At 45.3% G+C, this 19,372-nt stretch carries 19 protein-coding genes; 3 read left to right on the top strand and 16 right to left on the bottom strand.

Translation table 11 applies throughout. The annotated features are described in order from the left end of the window. The first annotated feature begins 1 nt into the window (after nt 1). The 3 genes from PPM_RS04975 to PPM_RS04965 all read left to right on the top strand — a co-directional run bounded on the left by PPM_RS04975 (nt 2) and on the right by PPM_RS04965 (nt 3,158). The gene (locus PPM_RS04975; protein ID WP_013369633.1) at nt 2-952 is read left to right on the top strand and encodes an ABC transporter permease; all 951 of its coding nucleotides are present in this window, start codon (nt 2-4) and stop codon (nt 950-952) included. A 182-nt stretch (nt 953-1,134) separates the two neighbouring features. Next, the gene (locus PPM_RS04970; RefSeq protein ID WP_013369632.1) at nt 1,135-2,778 is read left to right on the top strand and encodes a peptide ABC transporter substrate-binding protein; all 1,644 of its coding nucleotides are present in this window, start codon (nt 1,135-1,137) and stop codon (nt 2,776-2,778) included. Continuing rightward, entirely contained in the window at nt 2,778-3,158 is a 381-nt protein-coding gene (locus tag PPM_RS04965) for a DUF3899 domain-containing protein (RefSeq protein WP_013369631.1), read from the top strand. Before PPM_RS04970 ends, PPM_RS04965 begins: the two co-directional genes overlap by 1 nt. 244 nt (nt 3,159-3,402) lie before the next feature. Here PPM_RS04965 and PPM_RS04960 read toward each other — a convergent pair whose 3' ends face one another. The 16 genes from PPM_RS04960 to PPM_RS04885 form a co-directional block, all read right to left on the bottom strand. Next, nucleotides 3,403-4,080, bottom strand: a complete 678-nt coding sequence (locus PPM_RS04960) for a vWA domain-containing protein (RefSeq protein ID WP_013369630.1) — start codon at nt 4,078-4,080, stop codon at nt 3,403-3,405. Nucleotides 4,081-4,123: 43 nt separating this feature from the next. Continuing rightward, nucleotides 4,124-4,672 carry a hypothetical protein gene (locus PPM_RS04955; RefSeq protein WP_013369629.1) on the bottom strand — a complete coding sequence of 183 codons (549 nt, stop codon included), beginning with the start codon at nt 4,670-4,672 and terminating at the stop codon, nt 4,124-4,126. 336 nt (nt 4,673-5,008) lie between these two features. Next, a complete protein-coding gene (locus PPM_RS04950) occupies nt 5,009-6,109 on the bottom strand; it encodes a toxic anion resistance protein (RefSeq protein WP_043885884.1) in 1,101 nt (366 codons plus the stop codon). 95 nt (nt 6,110-6,204) lie between these two features. After that, entirely contained in the window at nt 6,205-6,885 is a 681-nt protein-coding gene (locus tag PPM_RS04945; RefSeq protein WP_013369627.1) for a hypothetical protein, read from the bottom strand. Nucleotides 6,886-6,943: 58 nt separating this feature from the next. Then, nucleotides 6,944-7,975, bottom strand: coding sequence for an ATP-grasp domain-containing protein (locus tag PPM_RS04940; protein ID WP_013369626.1), 1,032 nt, complete (start codon nt 7,973-7,975; stop codon nt 6,944-6,946). Between the two features lie 25 nt (nt 7,976-8,000). After that, nucleotides 8,001-8,828, bottom strand: coding sequence for an HAD family hydrolase (locus PPM_RS04935; RefSeq protein WP_013369625.1), 828 nt, complete (start codon nt 8,826-8,828; stop codon nt 8,001-8,003). After that, entirely contained in the window at nt 8,825-9,976 is a 1,152-nt protein-coding gene (locus tag PPM_RS04930) for a cysteine protease StiP family protein (RefSeq protein ID WP_013369624.1), read from the bottom strand. The genes PPM_RS04935 and PPM_RS04930 overlap by 4 nt, the downstream gene beginning before the upstream one ends. Then, nucleotides 9,973-11,319 (bottom strand): phosphoribosyltransferase family protein, encoded by a 1,347-nt coding sequence (locus PPM_RS04925; RefSeq protein ID WP_043886090.1) that lies wholly within the window; start codon nt 11,317-11,319, stop codon nt 9,973-9,975. The genes PPM_RS04930 and PPM_RS04925 overlap by 4 nt, the downstream gene beginning before the upstream one ends. Before the next feature lie 52 nt (nt 11,320-11,371). Beyond that, a complete protein-coding gene (locus PPM_RS04920; RefSeq protein WP_013369622.1) occupies nt 11,372-12,559 on the bottom strand; it encodes an HpcH/HpaI aldolase/citrate lyase family protein in 1,188 nt (395 codons plus the stop codon). Between the two features lie 167 nt (nt 12,560-12,726). Next, entirely contained in the window at nt 12,727-13,461 is a 735-nt protein-coding gene (locus PPM_RS04915; protein ID WP_013369621.1) for a TerC family protein, read from the bottom strand. Between the two features lie 26 nt (nt 13,462-13,487). After that, complete coding sequence (locus tag PPM_RS04910) at nt 13,488-14,753, bottom strand: TerD family protein (protein WP_013369620.1); 1,266 nt, start codon at nt 14,751-14,753, stop codon at nt 13,488-13,490. 101 nt (nt 14,754-14,854) lie between these two features. After that, complete coding sequence (locus PPM_RS04905) at nt 14,855-15,436, bottom strand: TerD family protein (protein ID WP_013369619.1); 582 nt, start codon at nt 15,434-15,436, stop codon at nt 14,855-14,857. Between the two features lie 32 nt (nt 15,437-15,468). After that, a complete protein-coding gene (locus PPM_RS04900) occupies nt 15,469-16,044 on the bottom strand; it encodes a TerD family protein (RefSeq protein ID WP_013369618.1) in 576 nt (191 codons plus the stop codon). Between the two features lie 45 nt (nt 16,045-16,089). Continuing rightward, nucleotides 16,090-16,683 (bottom strand): TerD family protein, encoded by a 594-nt coding sequence (locus PPM_RS04895; RefSeq protein ID WP_013369617.1) that lies wholly within the window; start codon nt 16,681-16,683, stop codon nt 16,090-16,092. Nucleotides 16,684-16,711: 28 nt separating this feature from the next. Beyond that, nucleotides 16,712-17,158 carry a tellurite resistance TerB family protein gene (locus tag PPM_RS04890; protein ID WP_013369616.1) on the bottom strand — a complete coding sequence of 149 codons (447 nt, stop codon included), beginning with the start codon at nt 17,156-17,158 and terminating at the stop codon, nt 16,712-16,714. 414 nt (nt 17,159-17,572) lie between these two features. Further along, complete coding sequence (locus tag PPM_RS04885) at nt 17,573-19,357, bottom strand: hybrid sensor histidine kinase/response regulator transcription factor (RefSeq protein ID WP_014599511.1); 1,785 nt, start codon at nt 19,355-19,357, stop codon at nt 17,573-17,575. Nucleotides 19,358-19,372: the final 15 nt, after the last annotated feature.

Genomic DNA, 19,372 nt, shown 5'->3' with positions numbered 1-19,372 from the left:
CATGAAAGCAGCACCTACTGTCGAAAAGGACAGTCTGTTTAGTCTTGTAGACCGCAGCCAGATACCCACCCCCACGTTGACCAGACCCCAAGAGTCACCATGGCGGGATCGGCTTCGCAGACTTTTTAACAACAAGCTTGCTCTGTTGGGGCTTTCTCTACTTATCATTATTATTGTGCTGGCGATTGTCGGACCTTCCATGGTTCCTTATGCACCCAGTGATCAATCCCTTTTGAAAACGAATCTCTCTCCTTCGAAAGAGCATTGGTTTGGCACTGATGATCTGGGGAGAGACGTATGGGCACGGACATGGGCCGGAGCTAGAATTTCACTTATGATTGGTTTTGCTGCTGCTGCCATTGATTTGTTGCTTGGCATTCTCGTCGGCTGTGTAGCTGGTTATTGTGCGGGACATGGTAAAACGGGCGACCGAATCGACAATGTCCTGATGCGTATTATTGAAATTTTGTACAGCATTCCTTATCTGCTGGTCATCATTCTGTTGCTCGTCATTATGAAGCCCGGCCTGCTCACGATGATTATTGCTCTATCTATTACCGGATGGGTCGGCATGGCTCGGGTGGTACGTGGGCAAATCCTACAGCTCAAGCAGCAGGAATATGTGCTGGCCGCCCGCAGCTTGGGGACATCTCATTCACGCATTATTTTCAGGCATCTACTGCCGAATGCAGCGGCCATCATAATCGTGAACCTGACATTCACTATTCCGTCGGCTATCTTTGCCGAATCGTTCCTGAGTTTTCTCGGTCTGGGGATTCAGTCACCTTCAGCAAGCTGGGGAACAATGGCCAACGACTCGCTCGGCGTTATTTTAAGCGGTCAATGGTGGCGCTTATTCTTCCCCGGTCTGATGATATCGCTCACCATGCTGGCGTTCAACACACTTGGAGACGGGCTTCAGGATGCACTTGACCCGCGTTCACAGCATTAACAACACAGATATCCAAATTGGACAAGGAGGGGTGTCACCATGATCCGCAGCTTCTCGCCTAACCGCAGAAAAAACGGCAGTTCCTTTATGGAAGTGTGCACACGCGGCATACCTGCCGGAAAGGAGGTTGAATAAATCCCGGCTGATCGTTTAACTAACCATAATAATGGAGGAAAACCACGATGAAAAAAATGCATTGGATGACGATCATCTTACTTTTAGCCGTAACGGCTTTGGCAGGATGCTCTAGCACTGCAGACAAGACAGCAAGCAACGACTCGTCCGCTGCGTCTCAAGCAGATGTCCCGCAAGAAATTACAGCCAATCTGGCAGGTGGCGAGCCTTATACGCTGGACCCTGCCTTCGCATCAGATACAACGTCCTATTTTGTCATTGATAACCTGTATGAAGGGCTGTATACATACGACAAAGCCGGTAAAATCGTAGAAGGTGCTGCCAGCAAAGTAGACGTGTCTCCTGACGGCAAAACATACACCTTTACCATTCGTGACGGCGCAAAATGGTCGAATGGTGACCCGCTGACAGCTAAGGATTTTGAATACTCCTGGAAACGGGTCCTGAATCCGAAAACGGCTGCCTACGATCCTTCTGCCCTCTACTACATCAAAGGTGCCGAAGCGTACAACACAGGCAAAGGTAAAATTGAAGATGTAGGTGTTACAGCTAAAGATGATAAAACGCTTGTCGTTGAGCTAAAATCACCGCTGAGCTTCTTCCCAACGATTGCTGTCGGTCACGCCTATTTACCCGTGAACCAAGCTGTTGTGGAGAAAAGCGACAAATGGGCAGCAGAAGCTAACACGATTGTCGGCAACGGCGCGTATGTAGCCAAGGAATGGAAACATAACGAGCAAATTACGCTGACGAAAAACGATCAATACTGGAACAAAGATGCCATTACAATGGCAACGATTAACTTTAAAATGGTTCAAGACTCCACAACCTATTATCAAATGTACAAAACAGGCGATCTGGATCTGATCTTGAGCCTCCCTGTGGATACACTGGATCAGGAAAAGAGCAGCAAGGAATTCCTGTCGCACCCATCCTTCAGTGTGTACACGTATTCTTTCAACGTAAAACAAAAGCCATTTGACAATAAAAAAATCAGACAGGCCATTGCCTACGCCATTGACCGTGAAGCACTGGCTACCAACGTAACCAAAGGTGGCGAAACTCCTGCATACGGCTATGTTCCATACGGAACGACAACACCGTCTGGCAAAGACTTCCGTGATGAAGCGCCGAAAAAATACTATGAGTTTGATGCAGCAAAAGCAAAACAATTGCTGGCTGAAGGACTGAAAGAAGAAGGTTTGACCAAGCTGCCACCGATCACCTTCAAGTACAACACGTCGGACAAGCATAAAAAAGTAGCTGAAGCCATTCAAGAAATGCTAAAAACGAACCTGGGCGTTGAAGTGACGCTGGAGAATCAGGAATGGAAAACATACATTGATACCTTTAAACAAAAGAACTTCCAGATCGCCCGTATGGGCTGGGAAGGAAACTTCCTTGATCCGCTTGGCGTATTGGGACACTATACTTCCAAAAATTCGAACAACTTTACCAACTGGAGCAACTCGGAGTATGACAAGCTGATCGAATCTTCAACCTTTGAGCTTGATCCGGCAAAACGCTTTGAACAGCTTCATCAGGCAGAAGACGTATTGATGGAAGATCTGCCGATTATTCCGATCCAGTTCTCTGCGGATACCGCATTAATCAGCCCTAAAATTCAAGGCATCGTATTTGATGCTCGTTCGAACCCAGATCTACGTTTTGCAAAACGGGTCGAAAAATAATGATTTTACGTTTCGGGATCACTGCCCTGATTGTCGGTACCTTAGGATTTTTATACGCCGCACCCCATCTCATGTATGGTCGTGAAAACCTGGCTACCGCAAATCTGCTATTTCTGTTAGGATTGCTGGGCTTGGTGATTGGTGCGATCTTCCATGTTCTGCAAAGTGGCTTTCTCACCCTCTTTCTGCGGGGATTTGCCGACATGGGGCAGTTGTTCATTCGTCAATCCAAGGCATTACAGGAGGAAAATGAACGTTTGCGTTCCGATGAATCTCTGTCTGCCTGGAAAACATCCATGTTCCGCCACCTCAAGGTATATACTTCGGGGTGCGGGACGGGACTTTTACTTTGCTCGATAGTATTAATGGGGATGAGTTAAGGAAATGAGAAGCTTTCTTGCGGTTGGTGGACGCTGCGCGTGCAGATTGTTCTTCCGAACGTTTCGCTTCTCCAGAACAATTCTGCCCGCTCCGCTAGCAACCGCCAATAGAGCTTCTACATGTTTTAGTGATTGGTAAAATGAAAAGAGAGAGTTCCGCAAAGCGTATGCTAGCAGAGCTCTCTCTTTTTTCATTTTTTATATTAACTTTGAAAAGTTTCTCATAGTACAAGACTTATTAGCCTTAATAAATATGCTTTTCCTTCGCTTCTTGCAGCCATGACGGGAACTCGTTAAGTAATAGTTCGTACAGTTGATTGTCTTCCATAGATTCGATATCTTGTATTTGAAAGAAATTGGCGTTATCTACCACACGATCTTCTATGTTGTCGAGCTTCTTTAATACGCCAAAATCGGATTCACCCACACCGATAAATTGCCAGAAAATTGGCTCTCCTGATGAATCAATGACTGCGTTGTCAATATTGTCCCCTTTTCCACGCTTCACACCGCCATCATTAATAAAAATAACAAAAGCCGGATCTGAAGAGGGTTCTTCCTTGGTGTACCTGGCGATGACATCGCGCATCACTGGAGGCTCATCATTTCGACCAAACTTGGGCAAATAATCATTGGACAAAATATGTTTTTCAACATAGTTGTCAACGTCATTTTCGGTAACGGATGGCAACCGTGAAAAACGGTGATCATACACCCATACATCCAGTACACCATCATCATCCAAAGAACTTGCTACCGCAACAATTCGCTCCAACACTTTTTGAACGGTACCATTTTTGTACAAACTTCTCATAGATCCTGAAATATCGAGCACTAATCCAACTCTCGCGGTCACATTCGTTAGATTCTTTTTAGTCAGTACCAATTGCGCATTCTTTTTAAGTAAAGAAATACCGCTCATGTTCCCCACGCTCCTCTATGATGTTTTCACTAGTCCATTTAATCTACCATCTGCGTCGTCGCTCGTCGCCACTTAGGGGAAAGTCGCTCAATTCTCCGAGTTGGTCATGTGCAGCCTTATAAATGCGGAGGATAGCTTGCACTTTGTTAAAATCATTGTCTTCCGGTCCGAATCCTTCCATATACATCCTTTGGATGATGTTTTGGAAAAAATCGATACGTTCGCGGACAGAATCCTGCTCGATTTGCAGCACATCTTCAAAGCTGTGTGTCTCAGCAAATTCAGACAGCTCATCAAATTCCTGTTCCTGATATCGCTCTCCCCGAGTTTCGGGATTGAGGTCAATAGAGGTACGCAGGGTTGACAATAAAATATTTTCGCGTGCCAGCATGACATGAAAATCTTTGTTCTTAAACAGATCTGTAACGATCAGACGGCACATTTCCTTGTTCTGCAACAGAATCCCATCAAAGGGATGCAGCGTCCACACACCGTAATTAAAAAATAAATTAAAATTGAAGCTACTGCTCCCATACTGATATACAATGTTGATTTTCGATTCATCGATGATTTCAAATGAAAATTCCAGCATGCATTCTCCTTTGGGATTCCAATATTTAACTCTATCCTATCAGAAAATGCATGATTTTCAATAAAAAATTTTATTTCACAGTTTCATTTAACTCCACAATAGAGTCTGCTTTTTCGCTACTGGCAGCCACGAGTAAAAAGACAATCACACACCCTAAAATAAAGGACATCATACGCTCATTCTCTCCTTTGTCAGTTCACTTTTTAAGAGTTTATGCACGAGAATGCTATATATGTTCATCATGTCCTTTATTGTCCGCTGCCAAACCAAAGAAAGACGCCCTTGGGACTCACCCTGGCGTCTTTTTTCATAGATTATTATATTATTGTATAATAGCTAGTTCAAAAACGAACTTAGACCCTCAGAAGAATGGTTATCCTTCAGTGGTTTGGATTGTTCTTTCCCTTCGATGCCCAAACGTTGGCTAAGGTTGGTATTGATTGCTGTCATTTTACTTGTATAATCATGGCAGCTTTCAATAATCCGACGGTTTGATTTTTCAGACAGATCCAAAGCAGATACCAAATCGCCAATCGCCTGATTCACAGCTTCCAATGACATCGATGGCTTGCTAAGCAGATCTGTCGTTCTTTCGGTCGTCGTTTTGAGAAGCTTTGCATTTTCCTTGAATTGATCCTCAATCGTACGGTTAGTCGCATCAACGGCTGAAATAATTTTATCTTGATCGGCCAGTGCCATCGCGATCATAGCCGATACGGTGATTAGATTCGATGTTTTATCAATCGCATTATTGACAGAATCAATTAGTTTATCATTGTTATCATTAATAATATCCGTTGCTGCAATGGCCTGATTGTATAACAGGATCATTTCAGTCATCGACTGTGTACGAGTAACTACTTTGCGCAATCCCCGCTCCAGATGAGGCTTGCGATTTTCATTTTCCGGCTTGGCAATCTCGGCTTCGAACAGCTCTTTCAAGCGATTACCAAAGGCAATCTTCGTCTGCAAATTGTAGATTTCTTCAATGGAAGCCTTCTTCAACTGTCTCATGCTGACGATGTTTTCTTCCAAATTATCCTTGCCATTTCTCAAGGCAGTAATGATTTTTTCGATGTTGGTCTTCACCGACTGATACTTATAAATGTAGTTTTTCAACGGACTTTTACGCAGGAGCTTGCCAAAAAAACCTACATCTTTACTTTGCTGAAGCGTTTCGCATTCATCTCGGAGTTTTAAGATCATATTCGAGACCTCAGCCCGATCACCGGACATGAGGTCGTTTACCGGACGATCCAACATTTTAAGGGTTTGTCCCGCCCGTTCCTGCGTTTTAACCCCCAGCTTACCAATGTCATCCATTAAGGTATCCAGACTCATAACATCGCTTTGCGATACCTTTTGAATCAGCTGCGAAGCCTCCTCAGTCACCTTTTGTTCATCTTCTTTTCTCAATTCAGCCCATGGGGTCGCCATCATGCTAACCTCCTATTCTGAAAATAACTGTTGCTGAGAGCTAATAGTTATTGTTCAGAGCAGCTATGCTGCTGATTTTTATTCTTTAAAGTAACCTACAGTTCGGAACTGCTGTATCGCTGGTGAATAAGCTCTGCTTTGCTCTGTAATTCCATCAGATCCTTATGCTCCACCGTGGATACAATCACAGATATTTTGCTATCCACATCTCGCAATCCGTTTAGTAGCGTCCTCCGGTTGGTCCGTTTCGCATCGCCACTAAGCCGAAGAAACGGGTTAATCAGTCCGTTCAAGTCCTTCAAAATCAATCTCCGAACCGTGTGATTCACTTCACTGTTGTTCAATTCATGCAAAAGCGGGATGACCCGCTGCAAACGTGCAAATAGAGCCAGCGCCTTCTCGACAATCTCGTTATCTAGCGCATCTTTCTGTCCCTCGGAGATCACCATATCCTCCAGTACCTCCAAATACTCCATCACCTGAGCAAATTCACTGCTCACCTGACCTGGTTGACGTACTTGTCCTGTTATAGACTCCGGTCGAACGGCATCTTCCTTTTCATGCTGCTGTGTCTCACCGACCTGCTCCTGCACCACCGGAATCACGGAACCAGTCAGATTAGGTCGAGGATGGCGAACAGCCATGATAAGGCTATATCCTCCCAGACCAATGATCGGAATCGCCAAACACACAAACAACGGCAACCAAGAACTTAGTAAAAGCGCAATCAGGTAGCTGACCACAGCAATCGTGGCACCCCACATTTTAGAAGTCATAGCTTGTACCTCCTGACGTAAACCCTTACCATATTGTAGAAAACAATATTTGCCTATGTCAATGTAAGGATTGGCGTATCGTGATCGGCTGCTCGATATGACTAGCTAGAATGTCGTATTGCGGGTGTAGTGAACCGATTTCATGACCCAAAGCCGATTTCACCGCCAGGTAAGGGAAATTGATACCTGACAAGCATGATACATGAAGACCTCCCGACATCCGTGGATTGATCTCTAATAGCTTAGCCCGCTCGCCGTTATATTTCACTTGAATGTTATAATTGTACGGAATGTGATACGCCTCAGCGACCTTCTCTGCCACCTTCAACAGTTCAGAATGCTGCTCCAGTAGCCGTAATCGCCCTCCTGCCTTCCTACGCGGAACTGCTGCTAACAATTTTCCCTTTCGGTCAGCCAAGCAGTCGATACTGTATTCGTATCCCTCCAGCAGTTCCATCACCATCAAATTGGGAAACGTCTCTGTGGAAGACAATACGCGATAGGCCTCCTCGAACGAAATATGATTCAGCGCATGACCGAACAGTTCCTCCAGTGGATTGCGTTCATTATCGATGATACGAAAGCCCATTCCGCCTTCTGCATTACATGGCTTGAAGCATACCTTGTGCCCAAGCGCTATTAATGACTCATACGCCTGTCTAAACTGCTCGGCATTACTGGCAATGGCATAATCGGGAATGGTGACAATATCTTTTTGACGAATGGATTCATAAAATAGGTCCTTCTCCATCAATTGCTCCAGCAGTTCGGTATCCCGGCACACCATTACTTCTGTACCAATATCGTCGAACAAATAAAGATGCTTGCTAATATCGAGCATATTCCACCGTGGAATAAAGACATCAATTTCATGTCGCCTGCAAAAATCAGCACAAAACTGTGCATACTCGACACCGCTCGTGCGCGGCTCTACTTCAGCTACATCACTGGCCTGTAGTGCCATGTGCTGCGGGTCCGAATGTGTGGCATAGATCTCGAACGGAATACCGTCCTCATTGTTACGAATAGCGTTCATATAATGATACACCACCGAAAACCAGCGGTTAAAATACACTTTGACCTTCTTCACAGCGCCACGTCCCCTACTATTTTAATCATGAAGTACGAGCCGCTGATATGCTCCCGTGCACTTCATAGACATATTCCATAATTTCATCTGCTGCATAAACCCCCGACACTTCCGTAAATCGGTAGTTGACCTCTAGCTTATCCCGCAGCTGTTCCCGATACAATTCACCATGACGCGGGGCAATCGCATAGTCGGCATAATCCAGCAGACAACGGTCCAGTAAAGAGTCACCGGATGCAACCACAGCTCCCCCATTGGTAAGGTTGCGGATATGCTCCACAGCTGCCTGTTTATTCACGGCCGCAGGCACCAGATACACTTTACGGCCTTGAATGGATACCTCCCAGCCCATTTCATGCATCATCCGCGCCTTCTCCAGCACCTGTTCCAGCGGCATACGATCCCGTTCAATCACGAAAGCATAAAATAGTTCATCGCAAAAACGCTCGCTTACGACCCAGTCCTCATGCAGCACCTGTCCGAACACCTGACGTGCTTCTTCCGCATGAGCACCATCGCGGCGTACTTGTTCGTGAATACGCCGATTCCACTCTCGGTCCACCTCGCCTCCGACGATGATGTTTCCGCCGTTACTCGTCACGGCATATGCGGGAACCAGCTCCGTCTGAAACACGGTGATTCGTCTATACTGTTCCATGGTCCGAGTCGTCACAGGCATAAACATGACATCTGCCGGTAATGTCTTGAGCCATTGTAAAGCTTGTGCAGAAATAAAGGCCGACGTCGCCCCGTCGATCTGTTCCGCAGGCAGCAGACCAGGGGACTCCAGTGGCACGCCAAGCGAACGTTTGGAATAAATCAGTGTCTGATCCAGATCACTTGCGTAGATCATTCTTGTCCCCCTTTAAGCGGCTTGATGATCCCGCAACAGGAATAGGTCAATCCTTCAAATACCTCTACAGGCACTCCACGATCCTTGGCCAGCAGCATAATATGCTGAAGATTCGGATTATCTTCACGGTCAATCAGAATTTTCCACGGCACCCTGCGGAGCAATACGCGAGTCGTCTCCCCCACTCCCGGCTTGACCAGATTGATATCCCGAATACCAAATGCCTGCTGAATCGCCTCAATATCCCGTAAGCCCTGCCACGTCACGACAGGCGGATTCAATGTCATCTGTTCCGCATATGCAGCCGCCGTTTCAGCCACGGATTGAAAGTAACCGGATACCGTATCCACAAACGTATTGGATTGATCCACTGAACGCCAGGATTCATAAAATTTAGCCCCATGAAAATCGTCCGCACCTATCAGATCGTCCCGAAGTACCGTCCGGCTCATCAGACCCGATACGGTTGAATTCAGACAAGCGCTCGGGATCAAATAATCTTCTCGTGTACCAAAGGTCTCCGAGCAGCTGCCCGGATCGGCTAGCACTGCCAGATCATCATTTAGGCGTAGCCCGTAATCTGCATTCATTTCACGGCAGGCCTCGATCAACACCTGACGAATGGCGCCTTTCCCCGTCCAGCCATCGACAAACTGAAGTTCAATCCCCAGTCCATGCTGCTGTAAAATGTACAAAATAGCATTCCGGTCAATACCTTTGCCACGAATAATAGAAATACTGTAATGCGGCAAGGATACGCCATACTTCCAGTCAATATAACGCTTGATCAGGATGCCAATGGGCGTTCCCGCTCTGGCAAGAGAAACAATCGCCGTGTTCAGACCTCTTTTTCTCACAATCATCTCAGCCACAGAAGCTGCCGCTAATGCAACCTTTTGGGCAGATTGGGCAAGCGTTTCGTGAAACAATCCAATATACTCTGCTGTGGGCTGGTATTCCACAGGCAGCATTTCTGAATAATGGACTCCAGACTGTATCGCCTCTTCCCGATCCTCCGTCCCTTTTTCCAACGCAACCCGGCTCAAATCCTTCAATAAAAAAGTGACATCCGAGGCAGGATAACTGCCTAGCGGTACGGGCGGATGAATGTTCTTCTGCTGTATTTGCTCCATGAGTGCTTGCTTCATATCCGCGCTCCTTTACTCTCCTTCATAGTTAAACTGTTAAAATAAACGACATGCACTTTATCACAGCCCAGACAGCTCAATGCATCCAGCATGGGCTTCATTCGCTCTGGGTCCGACTCTCTTTCCAGCAAAACGAATATTTCGTCATACTGACCGGGCTCTACATTATAAATAAAATTGCCTACCGTACTGTCCTCAGGCGAGGGATAGGTCACACCACAAGCGACGCCATACTCTTCTTCCCGGTGGGGATACACCGGGCTGCGTGTCGTCGATTGGTAATAAACATCCGGGCCTAACTCCGCAGCAATGCGCATAGGAATGTACATGAATTCACCCGTACCCATTACCAGTGTGCGTTGCCCTGAACGAAGTTGGTTCAGTCGTTCAGCTGTACGCGTGATTTCTGCATCCAGCGCTGGGTTATCAGCGGATTGTAGACCAAAACGACCTGTATATTTAAGATAAGGAGTTGTATTGGCGTACCCGTCGGTTGATAGGGAGCTATGTGATACTCGCTCAAAAGCGGAAGCATCCTTTTCAAGACAGTGGTCAACTACTCCAGAAAAATCTTTGTTAACCTCCGCAGTACTAGTGGCTGCATGCTCAGCGTTTCCAGTCTGTCCGGCATATTCTGTGTGGTCCAGTATCGGTGCTCCCTGTATTTCTATCTTTCCTTTGAGTAAACTTAGAGGCGTAATCCTAATACCTAGCTCTGCTTCCAGATCGGCAAAAGCCTGCTCATCGCTGTCTGTCCGCCAGTCCAATAACGAAGCTATCACATATTGTTTGCGCGGAAAATGCTCCTGAATATCCCGTATAATATTAAGCGTTGTTTTTCCTGTCGTAATCTCATCATCTACCAGCACAATGGGTCCATCTCCAGCAAAAGCATCCTCATTCAGTGCATAACAACGATGATCAACAGCGTGCGAATGCTCTTCTTCAAACCGAATAATAGGCCGAAGGCCCGGAATATCCTCGCGTGTCGTATGAATATATGTAGCACCGTTATCAAACAACCGATACATGCTGTGCCCCAGTGCTGTAGCCGTCTCGGCAAAACCTACAAACTTGATTGGCTCTGGAAAAGCAAAAGACAAACGTTCATCCATCAGCTTTTCATAGGCCTCTTTCGCATAATTCGAATCAAGAAGTCCTCTAACGGCCTCTCTAATCAGTTTATCCATCTGTTGTCCTGACTGTGGGACAAGCTCTTTATATAGCAGGATTGCCAGTGCTGCCCCACTTAACAGAGAGGTGTATGGATTTACCGGAATATGCTTGCCCAGCACCTTGCTGACAAACAAAAACGAACGCTTTTTGTTGACCCGTGCCGCCATCGCAAACAGCTTGTCCACAGGAAGACAGAATGGATTATGAGTTTCCGTAATTTTAACGCTGAACTGCTCCAGAATTGGCAGCAGATGTGTTTTCGTGGTTGGGTAAGAGACTGACAAAATGTTGTTGTTCATGTAACACCCCGTATACTTTAGATCTATTTATAATACGATAAGCCCAATTCAAATGAGGCTTAATTTCATTCATTTTGTTGGCATAGGTGCTCTTGAATACACCCAGACTACCGTCGTTACGTTCAACAATCTCAAGTGCATCCATATACTCTTCATGGGTCACCGCATACATGGCCTGTACCGGCTTAATGTGGGACGGATGAATAATCGTTTTGCCAATAATCCCATTCTCTTTATCCATCATAACTTCGCGAATCAGCCCATCCACTGCATCTGAGATGAAGTCCATTCGCAAGTAGCGCCCCGGCTTCCCAAATGCGTCTTCAAAAGGCGACACTCTTAATTGAGGTTTAAAGATACGTTCCCGGTGAGAGAAATATTCCCATACAGGACCGGAAATGACATAGTCCGAGTCCACGCGTCCGAACAAGTTAATAATATCTGCGATGCAGTCCCGAATGACGGCAATCTCATAAATCGTAATATCCGGGCTGCGTCTCAGCCCATACAGACTGGAGAAATCAGTAGCCCCAATTCGTACATTCAGCACATATTCCTGAACCTCGTCCAAAATTTCTTTTATCGCCAGCAGCTCTTTCCAACGGGTTTCCCGATAAATAATTTTAGAGCTTTCAAGAATCGGCAATCCATACAACACAGGCGTGCGGCTTGCGTCTCCTGCCCCTGTATGCATAGTCCGGTTATACTCAGCAATGAGTGCAAAATACGCCCGTCCATTATCAGAGGAGAACTTGGGGAGGACAAAGCCCGTAAGCAGCTCCAGGGCTTCTCCCAAACTGTTCAGCAGTCGTTCCAGCTGTTCCACAGATCGCACACGTACAAACAGCAAAGGTAATTGCTGTTCACTCATCATCCCTGTCCGTACATAGGACAATAGTTGAAACAGTTGCTGTGCCAGCGATTCTTCAGCCTGTCCGACCTGCTGATCCCCTATAGCATCCTCCAAATCCAGAATGACCGTTGTTAGTCCTTCATGCTTTCCATTCTTGATCTCTTCCGCTACTTCCAAGCGAGTCGCCGGCATGTACAAAGCCGCTCCTATGGCATAAGCCAATATACTTTTGGGTGAACGGTTATGAAACTCCATCGGTGGAGTACAAAAGATCGCTTCTACTTCCTCAGAGGTTAAATCATTAAAATATTTCAGGGCCCTTCCCCTCCTCTTGCTCTTTCTTGCCTGATTGAAGCCCTGTGCCTCGGGTATAAAAGAAATCCCCCCTTAGTTTCAGGAGGGATTTCGCTATACTTTGTACATTAAGCCTCTTTGTCGGCCTTTTTCTTTCTTTTTGCCGAGCTAAGAATCATTGTGCCTACAAAGACGGCAATCAAAATGCCGAAGAATAATACTTGCGACATGTGAAAGCCAAAAGCAGCAGCCAGCATTTTACCCCCGATAATGGCGATCATAATAAAGGCTGTCTGTTCCAGTTCCGGAAATTTATCAATGAGCTTGAGGAACACTTGTGCAACACCACGCATCATCAGAACGCCGAGTATACCACCCAGGAACAGAACCCATACTTTCTCGCTCACACCAAAAGCGGCAATGACACTGTCAATACTGAAGGCAATATCCATCAGTTCGACCATTAATACGGTTTTCCAGAAAGAAGTAGGTTTGTTCTTCACTTCTCCATCACCCTCGGACTTGAATAAGCCCTTATAAGCGATGTAGAGCAGATAAGCCGCACCCAGTACCTTAATCAGCGTGAACTTAATCAGGAATGTACCCAAGCCGATGGCCAGGAATCTGAATATATACGCACCTAAAATCCCGTAAAATAAGGCTCTCTTTTGCTGCTCCTTCGGTAAATGCTTAACCATAACTGCGAGAACCAAGGCGTTATCCGCCGACAAAAGACCTTCCAGCAAAATGAGAGTTCCAATAATCCCCCAACTCACCGGGTCAGTAAGCGTACCTACCACATCACTCCATGAAAAGAAATGGCCGTAGTTCTCGCTGATATTTTTAAATAAATCATTCAACATGAAAAGAGTGCCTCCGATAATTCAATTTATTTACTCCCCTGCGTCCAGCGCATGCCCCAGTTATATGCCTGATCCATTTCACGATGACCGCCATAAAACTGTACGAGTCTCTCAATACTAAACGTTTCATCGTTCACATTTTGGATCATTGCAATCGCACACATCCCTTTGCGATTGTCATGTTCATTCATATGAACGATAATGTCTGGCCCGTCCTTTTGGTACAGCGTGACTACCCCGTCTGCTTGTGACCAGTTCGTGACTCCTTCATAAATGAAGGTAAACACCAAAATTCGCCTAATTTCAGAAATTTTGGCACCGTTAATACGAAGATTCTCCCCTGTTTTCACAGAGCCTGTACGGTCGTCACCATCCAGAGCAATGTACGGGAAGCGATTCAGAGAACCGAAAACTTCCCCAAGCGCCTGAACGACACCTTTATCCCCGTTCTTCATCTCATACAAGCAGCCCAGGTCCAGATCGACACCCTTGGAGCCACGACTGAAAAAGCCCTTACTCTGCTGTACCTGATTCCAGTTCAGATTGATTAGGATTTCACCTAATCCGCCTGAGCCTTTTTTCAGGTTAATAGTGTCGCCCTTTTTCTTCAGCTCAATTTTCCGCAGATTCAGATTCACCGGAGTTGCAGATGGCTCTGGCTTTGGAACAGGAGGTGCAGGTGGCGGTGTTGGTGCTGGCCGAGGCACTGGAGGTGGTGTAGGTCCTGGCGCCGGAGGAGCCGGATTATTTTCCACTTCAATGCCGAAATTTTCACACAACGCATCCAATCCACCAGCAAAGCCTGCGCCTATCGCGTTAAACTTCCATTCACCGTTATGGCGGTACAGCTCGCCTATCACAATGGCTGTCTCGACTGTAAAGCCACTATCCAAATTAAATCGTAAAACCTCTCCATTAACCGGATGAACAAAACGTATAAATCCGCCTTGAACCTGTCCAAAATTTTGCCGTTTCTGATCCGCATCATAAATGGTCAGCGTAAACGCAATCTTCTCGATATGGGAAGGTATTCTGGTTAGGTCCAGCGAAAACTGTTTCTTGTCACCAAACTGTTGTCCATCTGAATAGGTGATAAAGGGTGTGGTCGGATTATTGTAGAAGATCAGATCCTCATCGCCCGATACCTTCCCTCCAGGGCCTAACAAAAATGCAGAAGTATCGAGTTCCAGAGCCGCTGAGGACTCCCAACCGATCCCTATGTTGACATGGCTCAGGCCCGGATTCGTTTTGGTCAAATCCACCTTCTGTCCTTTTACTACGATAACAGCCATGATTGTGTCACCTTTCTGTCCGTTTGTCGTATTCAGCGTACGTTCTTCAATGGCTTAAAAAGAAAGGGGTAGCGCCCTTTGGACACCACCCCAAGTGGATATTATTGAGCGTCCAAGCCATAGTTTTTAGCAAGCGCACCCAATCCACCAGCAAAGCCACTACCGATAGCCTGGAATTTCCAGTCCGCATTGTGACGGTAAAATTCACAGAATACCACAGCTGTTTCGGTGGAGAAATCTTCTCCCAAATCGTAGCGCAACACTTCACGATCCGTTGCCGCATCTACCACCCGTACAAAAGCATTGGACACTTGTCCAAAGTTTTGCGCACGGGCCTCATAGTCATAAATCGTAACTGTAATCCCGATACGATGGATGTTTGCAGGAATCTTTGCAAAATCAATAATAATTTGCTCGTCATCCCCGTCGCCCTCACCTGTGCGGTTATCGCCTGTATGAGTAACAGCACCCGCACCACCTGTCGGGTTATTGTAGAATACAAAATCGTCAGCTGCCTTCGCTTTACCGTCCTCATATAGCAGGAAAGCCGAAGCATCCAAGTCAAATTCTGCGCCGCCACTGTATTTATTGGTATCCCAGCCAAGACCTACGACCACACGAGTCAAGCCTGGATTTGTTTTGGTCAGATCAATCCGTTGTCCTTTCGAAAGACTAATCGTCATACTGCATACCTGCCTTCTTCGTGTAGATTTTTTTAAGCTAAGCCGTAATCGCGTGTCAACCCTGCAAGACCATCCTGGTAGCCGCTACCAATGGCATTGAACTTCCACTCACCGCTATGGCGATACAGCTCGCCTACCACAACGCCTGTTTCGATCGAGAAATCTTCTCCCAAATCAAAGCGAACCAATTCTTCGTTGTTTGCTTCATTTACAATACGCGCATAAGCACGGGACACTTGTCCAAAGTTTTGGCTGCGTTCTTGTGCATCATAGATCGTAATCGTAAAAGCGATCTTTTCTACGTTAGCAGGTACATTGCTCAGATCAACTTTAATTTGCTCGTCATCTCCGTCACCTTCACCTGTGCGGTTATCTCCGGTATGAACGACAGAACCGTTCTCGTTTTGTGGATTATTAAAGAAAACGAAGTTCTTTTCCGTTTCTACTTTGCCGTCCGCATTCGCCAGAAATACGGATACGTCCAAGTCAAAATCCTTACCACCATCGTACTTATTGGTGTCCCAGCCGAGACCAACCATAATTTTGGACAAACCTGGGTTTGTTTTCGTCAAATCAATTTTTTGACCTTTAGATAAGTTAATTGCCATGAGTAAGTACCCCGTTTCTCATTAGTTTTGTATGAGCAACCTAAATTACATGTAACGCTCAGCCAGCACATCAATATGTACGGCATGGGTGCCTGCACCGATTGCAGCAAACTTCCATTCGTCATTGTGGCGATAGAGCTCCCCGCAGATCAGCGCAGTCATTCCCTCAAAATTATCAGATAAATTAAACGTCACCAGTTCCTTGGAGTTGGCACCGTCCAGAATGCGGATATACGCTTTCTCGATCATGCCGAAATCCTGTTTCCGGTTTACGCAATCATATATATTCACAACAACAAGCACTTTATCGACATTGGCCGGAATCCGTGCCAGGTCAATCATAATTTGTTCATCATCGCCGTCACCTTGTCCGGTCAGATTATCACCGGAATGCACGACTGAGCCGCACGGGCTTTTTTTATTATGGAAGCATACTACATTGTCAGACTGAGTTAGTTTCCCGTTAGCATCCAGCAAAATAGCAGAAGCATCACAATCAATATTGGGTTGCTTCTTGAAGCCAAAAAATCCTTTGGACTGCACTGGGTCCCATCCCAATCCGGCTATAACCTTGGTTAGTCCTGTGTTTCCCTTGGTTAAATCAATTTTCTGGCCCTTGACCAGATTAATTACAGCCACTGATTAACACACCTCCCTTCCGTAAAATTTACAGACTAAATTCAGACGGATTCAAACCAAGAGCGCCACAAATCTCAGCAACAATCCGTTGCTCATTGGCATCAAAGTCACCGTCAGCTGCACCAATCGCACTGCATACGCCGACGACAAGTCGACCTACTTCAGGCTTGCCTTTCAATTTACCAATCGCTTTCAATGCTTCCTGTTTGCCGATTTCAGGTGAAAATTCAAAGTTCGCTACATAGTGATTGAAACGGTTGATGACCTCACCCATATCAAACACTTTCAATTCTTCACTAATATTTATGTATCCGGCCATTTTTGTTTTCTCTTCCGGACTAATAGTACCGTCGGCAAATGCTACTAATGCACAACCTGCAACAACAGCTTCCATAAAATCTTTATTCTTAAATTTCTTGACCTGGTCTCCAAGTCCTTTTTTAGTTGTATTCAACCAATTTTTAAATGTACTCATATTTCCCTCCACAATTACGTATTTGGGTATAATCTATCCTAGTTAATTTCTTCCTTTACTATAACCTGAATTACGATCTTATTCTACAATAATATACAAAAATGCGGTAAATCTGATCTACCTTTTATAGGTATCCTCTCTATCTTTAGCCCTATTTTCTGTCGAAAGTATCCCTTCCATTATCCCCCATTAGATAGTGCAATTGCAAGTTTGTAGAATGGTAGACTTCTATGGATATGCAACAAAATACAATTGCTGTTCTACATATACGGTTTTGCTAAGGTAAACGTTGCGTATACTTGCGGATCAACAGCATACAAAAATAGCGTCGACCAAATTTAGGACGACGCTATTTTCACTTCAATCTATTAGGTTCGGTGGTATGACACACGCAGTCTACATACCTTGCTTTTATTAAGAGTCTGTAAGCAACTCTGTTTTAGCTTTTTCAATTGCTTCGTCACGGCTCTGTACTTGCATTTTTGAGTATATGGTCGAAATGTAGTTTCGAACAGTTCCTTCAGACAAGTGAACCTTGCTTGCAATTGCTTTATAACGGTGTCCTTCAGTTAAACAATGTAGAATTTCCAACTCCCGCTCTGTCAGTCCATAAGGATTCTTCATCGTCCCCGTCATTTGCTGAAACAGTGTACCTGCTACTTCTTGGGTTATCATCGTTCCTCCGTGATGCACTAGCCGTATCGTATTAGCCAGCTCTCTTGGATCAATTGTTTTTAGTACATAACCTTCAGCACCCAAAGCAAGTGATTTCGTAGCATACGAAATGTCATCAAAGGTTGTGATCATAATTACACGTATGTTAGGCCAGCTTTCTTTAATTAACTTCGTCGCAGTAATACCGTCCATCTGGGGCATATGTACATCCATTAATACAACGTCTGGCGGATCGCTGGCACAACGATCTACAGCAACGTTTCCGTCTTCTGCCGTTTGAATTCGAAAATCAGGTTCGTTTTTGAGCAACAGACCTAAACTGTCCCGAATGAGTAATTGATCATCCACCAGCAATACCTTGATCTCTGGATTACTAACATCTGTATCCTGAAGTAATGGTATAGAACAGGTCACAATCGTTCCTTCGCCTTCTTTGGAATGAAGGTATAGCTTGCCTTGAAGGGACGAAAGCCGCTCTTTCATTCCTGAAAGACCAAACCCGAACTTAATTTCGTCACTTCCCTTCCCATTGTCCTGCACCTGCAAAATGATCTGGTTATGGTCGTAGTGAAGAAGCACCTGAATAGAATTGGCATGCCCATGTCGGCTGGCATTAGTCAATAATTCTTGTAAACAGCGGTACAAGGTCAGTTTTGACTGTTTTAGTACAGGAAGCGGCTCCCCCATCGTTCTGAACACAACACGAATGGCCGTATTTTTTTTGAATTCATTAATTATATTAAGCAAGGATAAATCCAAAGAGGGATCTTCCTCCATAGGGTCCATCTGATGAACTTGCTTTCGGATATCTTCGAGCCCTGTTCGACCAAGTTGAAGAACAGATTGCAATCTTTCTATCCCCTCTTCAGAAGAGATATAAGGACGTAATGTTTCCATACTTAAGATAATGGAAGTGAATGTATGACCAATCGAGTCATGAAGCTCGCGTGACATGCGATATCTTTCTTCCAATAGTGTCATCTGTTCAACCTGAGTTGAATACTGCTCAAGGGTCTGATACTGCTTTTTTATTAATTCTAGTTTTTGTTTGATCCGATCTATAGAACGAAATGCCATTTGTAATCCAAAACCAATACCGTATACAAACGAAGCATCCACTAAGTTCTGGAATACGTCCTCTATCGTCCAATGAAACGCCCCTCTTCCTCCCAGACAAAACATCATCAACGCAAGAGGAAAAGTTACCGCATGTGAACGGCCGCGGCTATAAAACGCAATCGTAAAAACAGCTGGCAAAAATAGCCGGACAAGCTCATATTGATGAGCAAATAGCAAAGAAATTCCACCCACTAGAAATACTTCAGCCAACAAATACCAGAGATAATGGCTTCGATCAATGAACAAAGGTAATGAATAGCAAACGAGAACAGTGATAAATACAACAGTGAAAGGGAAAGATGGGCGGTCTTGATACGATAGCAAAACAAAGCAAATCAACCACAAGATTCGGAATACAGCAACAATCCATTCCTGCCAAGACCAGCGCATATTGCATCCAAACATGTAAGTACCCCATTC

This window comes from Paenibacillus polymyxa M1 (assembly GCF_000237325.1).
GTDB classification, from domain to species: Bacteria; Bacillota; Bacilli; order Paenibacillales; family Paenibacillaceae; genus Paenibacillus; species Paenibacillus polymyxa_C.
This window is presented reverse-complemented; position numbering and strand designations above follow the sequence as displayed.

Bases quoted from the DNA above. Each gene is read 5' to 3' on its own strand.
- PPM_RS04890 (WP_013369616.1), bottom strand. From the start codon at position 17,158: ATGAGTACATTTAAAAATTGGTTGAATACAACTAAAAAAGGACTTGGA.
- PPM_RS04925 (WP_043886090.1), bottom strand. From the start codon at position 11,319: ATGGCGGCACGGGTCAACAAAAAGCGTTCGTTTTTGTTTGTCAGCAAG.
- PPM_RS04965 (WP_013369631.1), top strand. From the start codon at position 2,778: ATGATTTTACGTTTCGGGATCACTGCCCTGATTGTCGGTACCTTAGGA.
- PPM_RS04905 (WP_013369619.1), bottom strand. From the start codon at position 15,436: ATGACGATTAGTCTTTCGAAAGGACAACGGATTGATCTGACCAAAACA.
- PPM_RS04915 (WP_013369621.1), bottom strand. From the start codon at position 13,461: ATGTTGAATGATTTATTTAAAAATATCAGCGAGAACTACGGCCATTTC.
- PPM_RS04910 (WP_013369620.1), bottom strand. From the start codon at position 14,753: ATGGCTGTTATCGTAGTAAAAGGACAGAAGGTGGATTTGACCAAAACG.
- PPM_RS04930 (WP_013369624.1), bottom strand. From the start codon at position 9,976: ATGAAGCAAGCACTCATGGAGCAAATACAGCAGAAGAACATTCATCCG.
- PPM_RS04920 (WP_013369622.1), bottom strand. From the start codon at position 12,559: ATGGAGTTTCATAACCGTTCACCCAAAAGTATATTGGCTTATGCCATA.
- PPM_RS04975 (WP_013369633.1), top strand. From the start codon at position 2: ATGAAAGCAGCACCTACTGTCGAAAAGGACAGTCTGTTTAGTCTTGTA.
- PPM_RS04885 (WP_014599511.1), bottom strand. From the start codon at position 19,357: ATGTTTGGATGCAATATGCGCTGGTCTTGGCAGGAATGGATTGTTGCT.
- PPM_RS04945 (WP_013369627.1), bottom strand. From the start codon at position 6,885: ATGACTTCTAAAATGTGGGGTGCCACGATTGCTGTGGTCAGCTACCTG.
- PPM_RS04960 (WP_013369630.1), bottom strand. From the start codon at position 4,080: ATGAGCGGTATTTCTTTACTTAAAAAGAATGCGCAATTGGTACTGACT.
- PPM_RS04970 (WP_013369632.1), top strand. From the start codon at position 1,135: ATGAAAAAAATGCATTGGATGACGATCATCTTACTTTTAGCCGTAACG.
- PPM_RS04935 (WP_013369625.1), bottom strand. From the start codon at position 8,828: ATGATCTACGCAAGTGATCTGGATCAGACACTGATTTATTCCAAACGT.
- PPM_RS04950 (WP_043885884.1), bottom strand. From the start codon at position 6,109: ATGGCGACCCCATGGGCTGAATTGAGAAAAGAAGATGAACAAAAGGTG.
- PPM_RS04955 (WP_013369629.1), bottom strand. From the start codon at position 4,672: ATGCTGGAATTTTCATTTGAAATCATCGATGAATCGAAAATCAACATT.
- PPM_RS04900 (WP_013369618.1), bottom strand. From the start codon at position 16,044: ATGGCAATTAACTTATCTAAAGGTCAAAAAATTGATTTGACGAAAACA.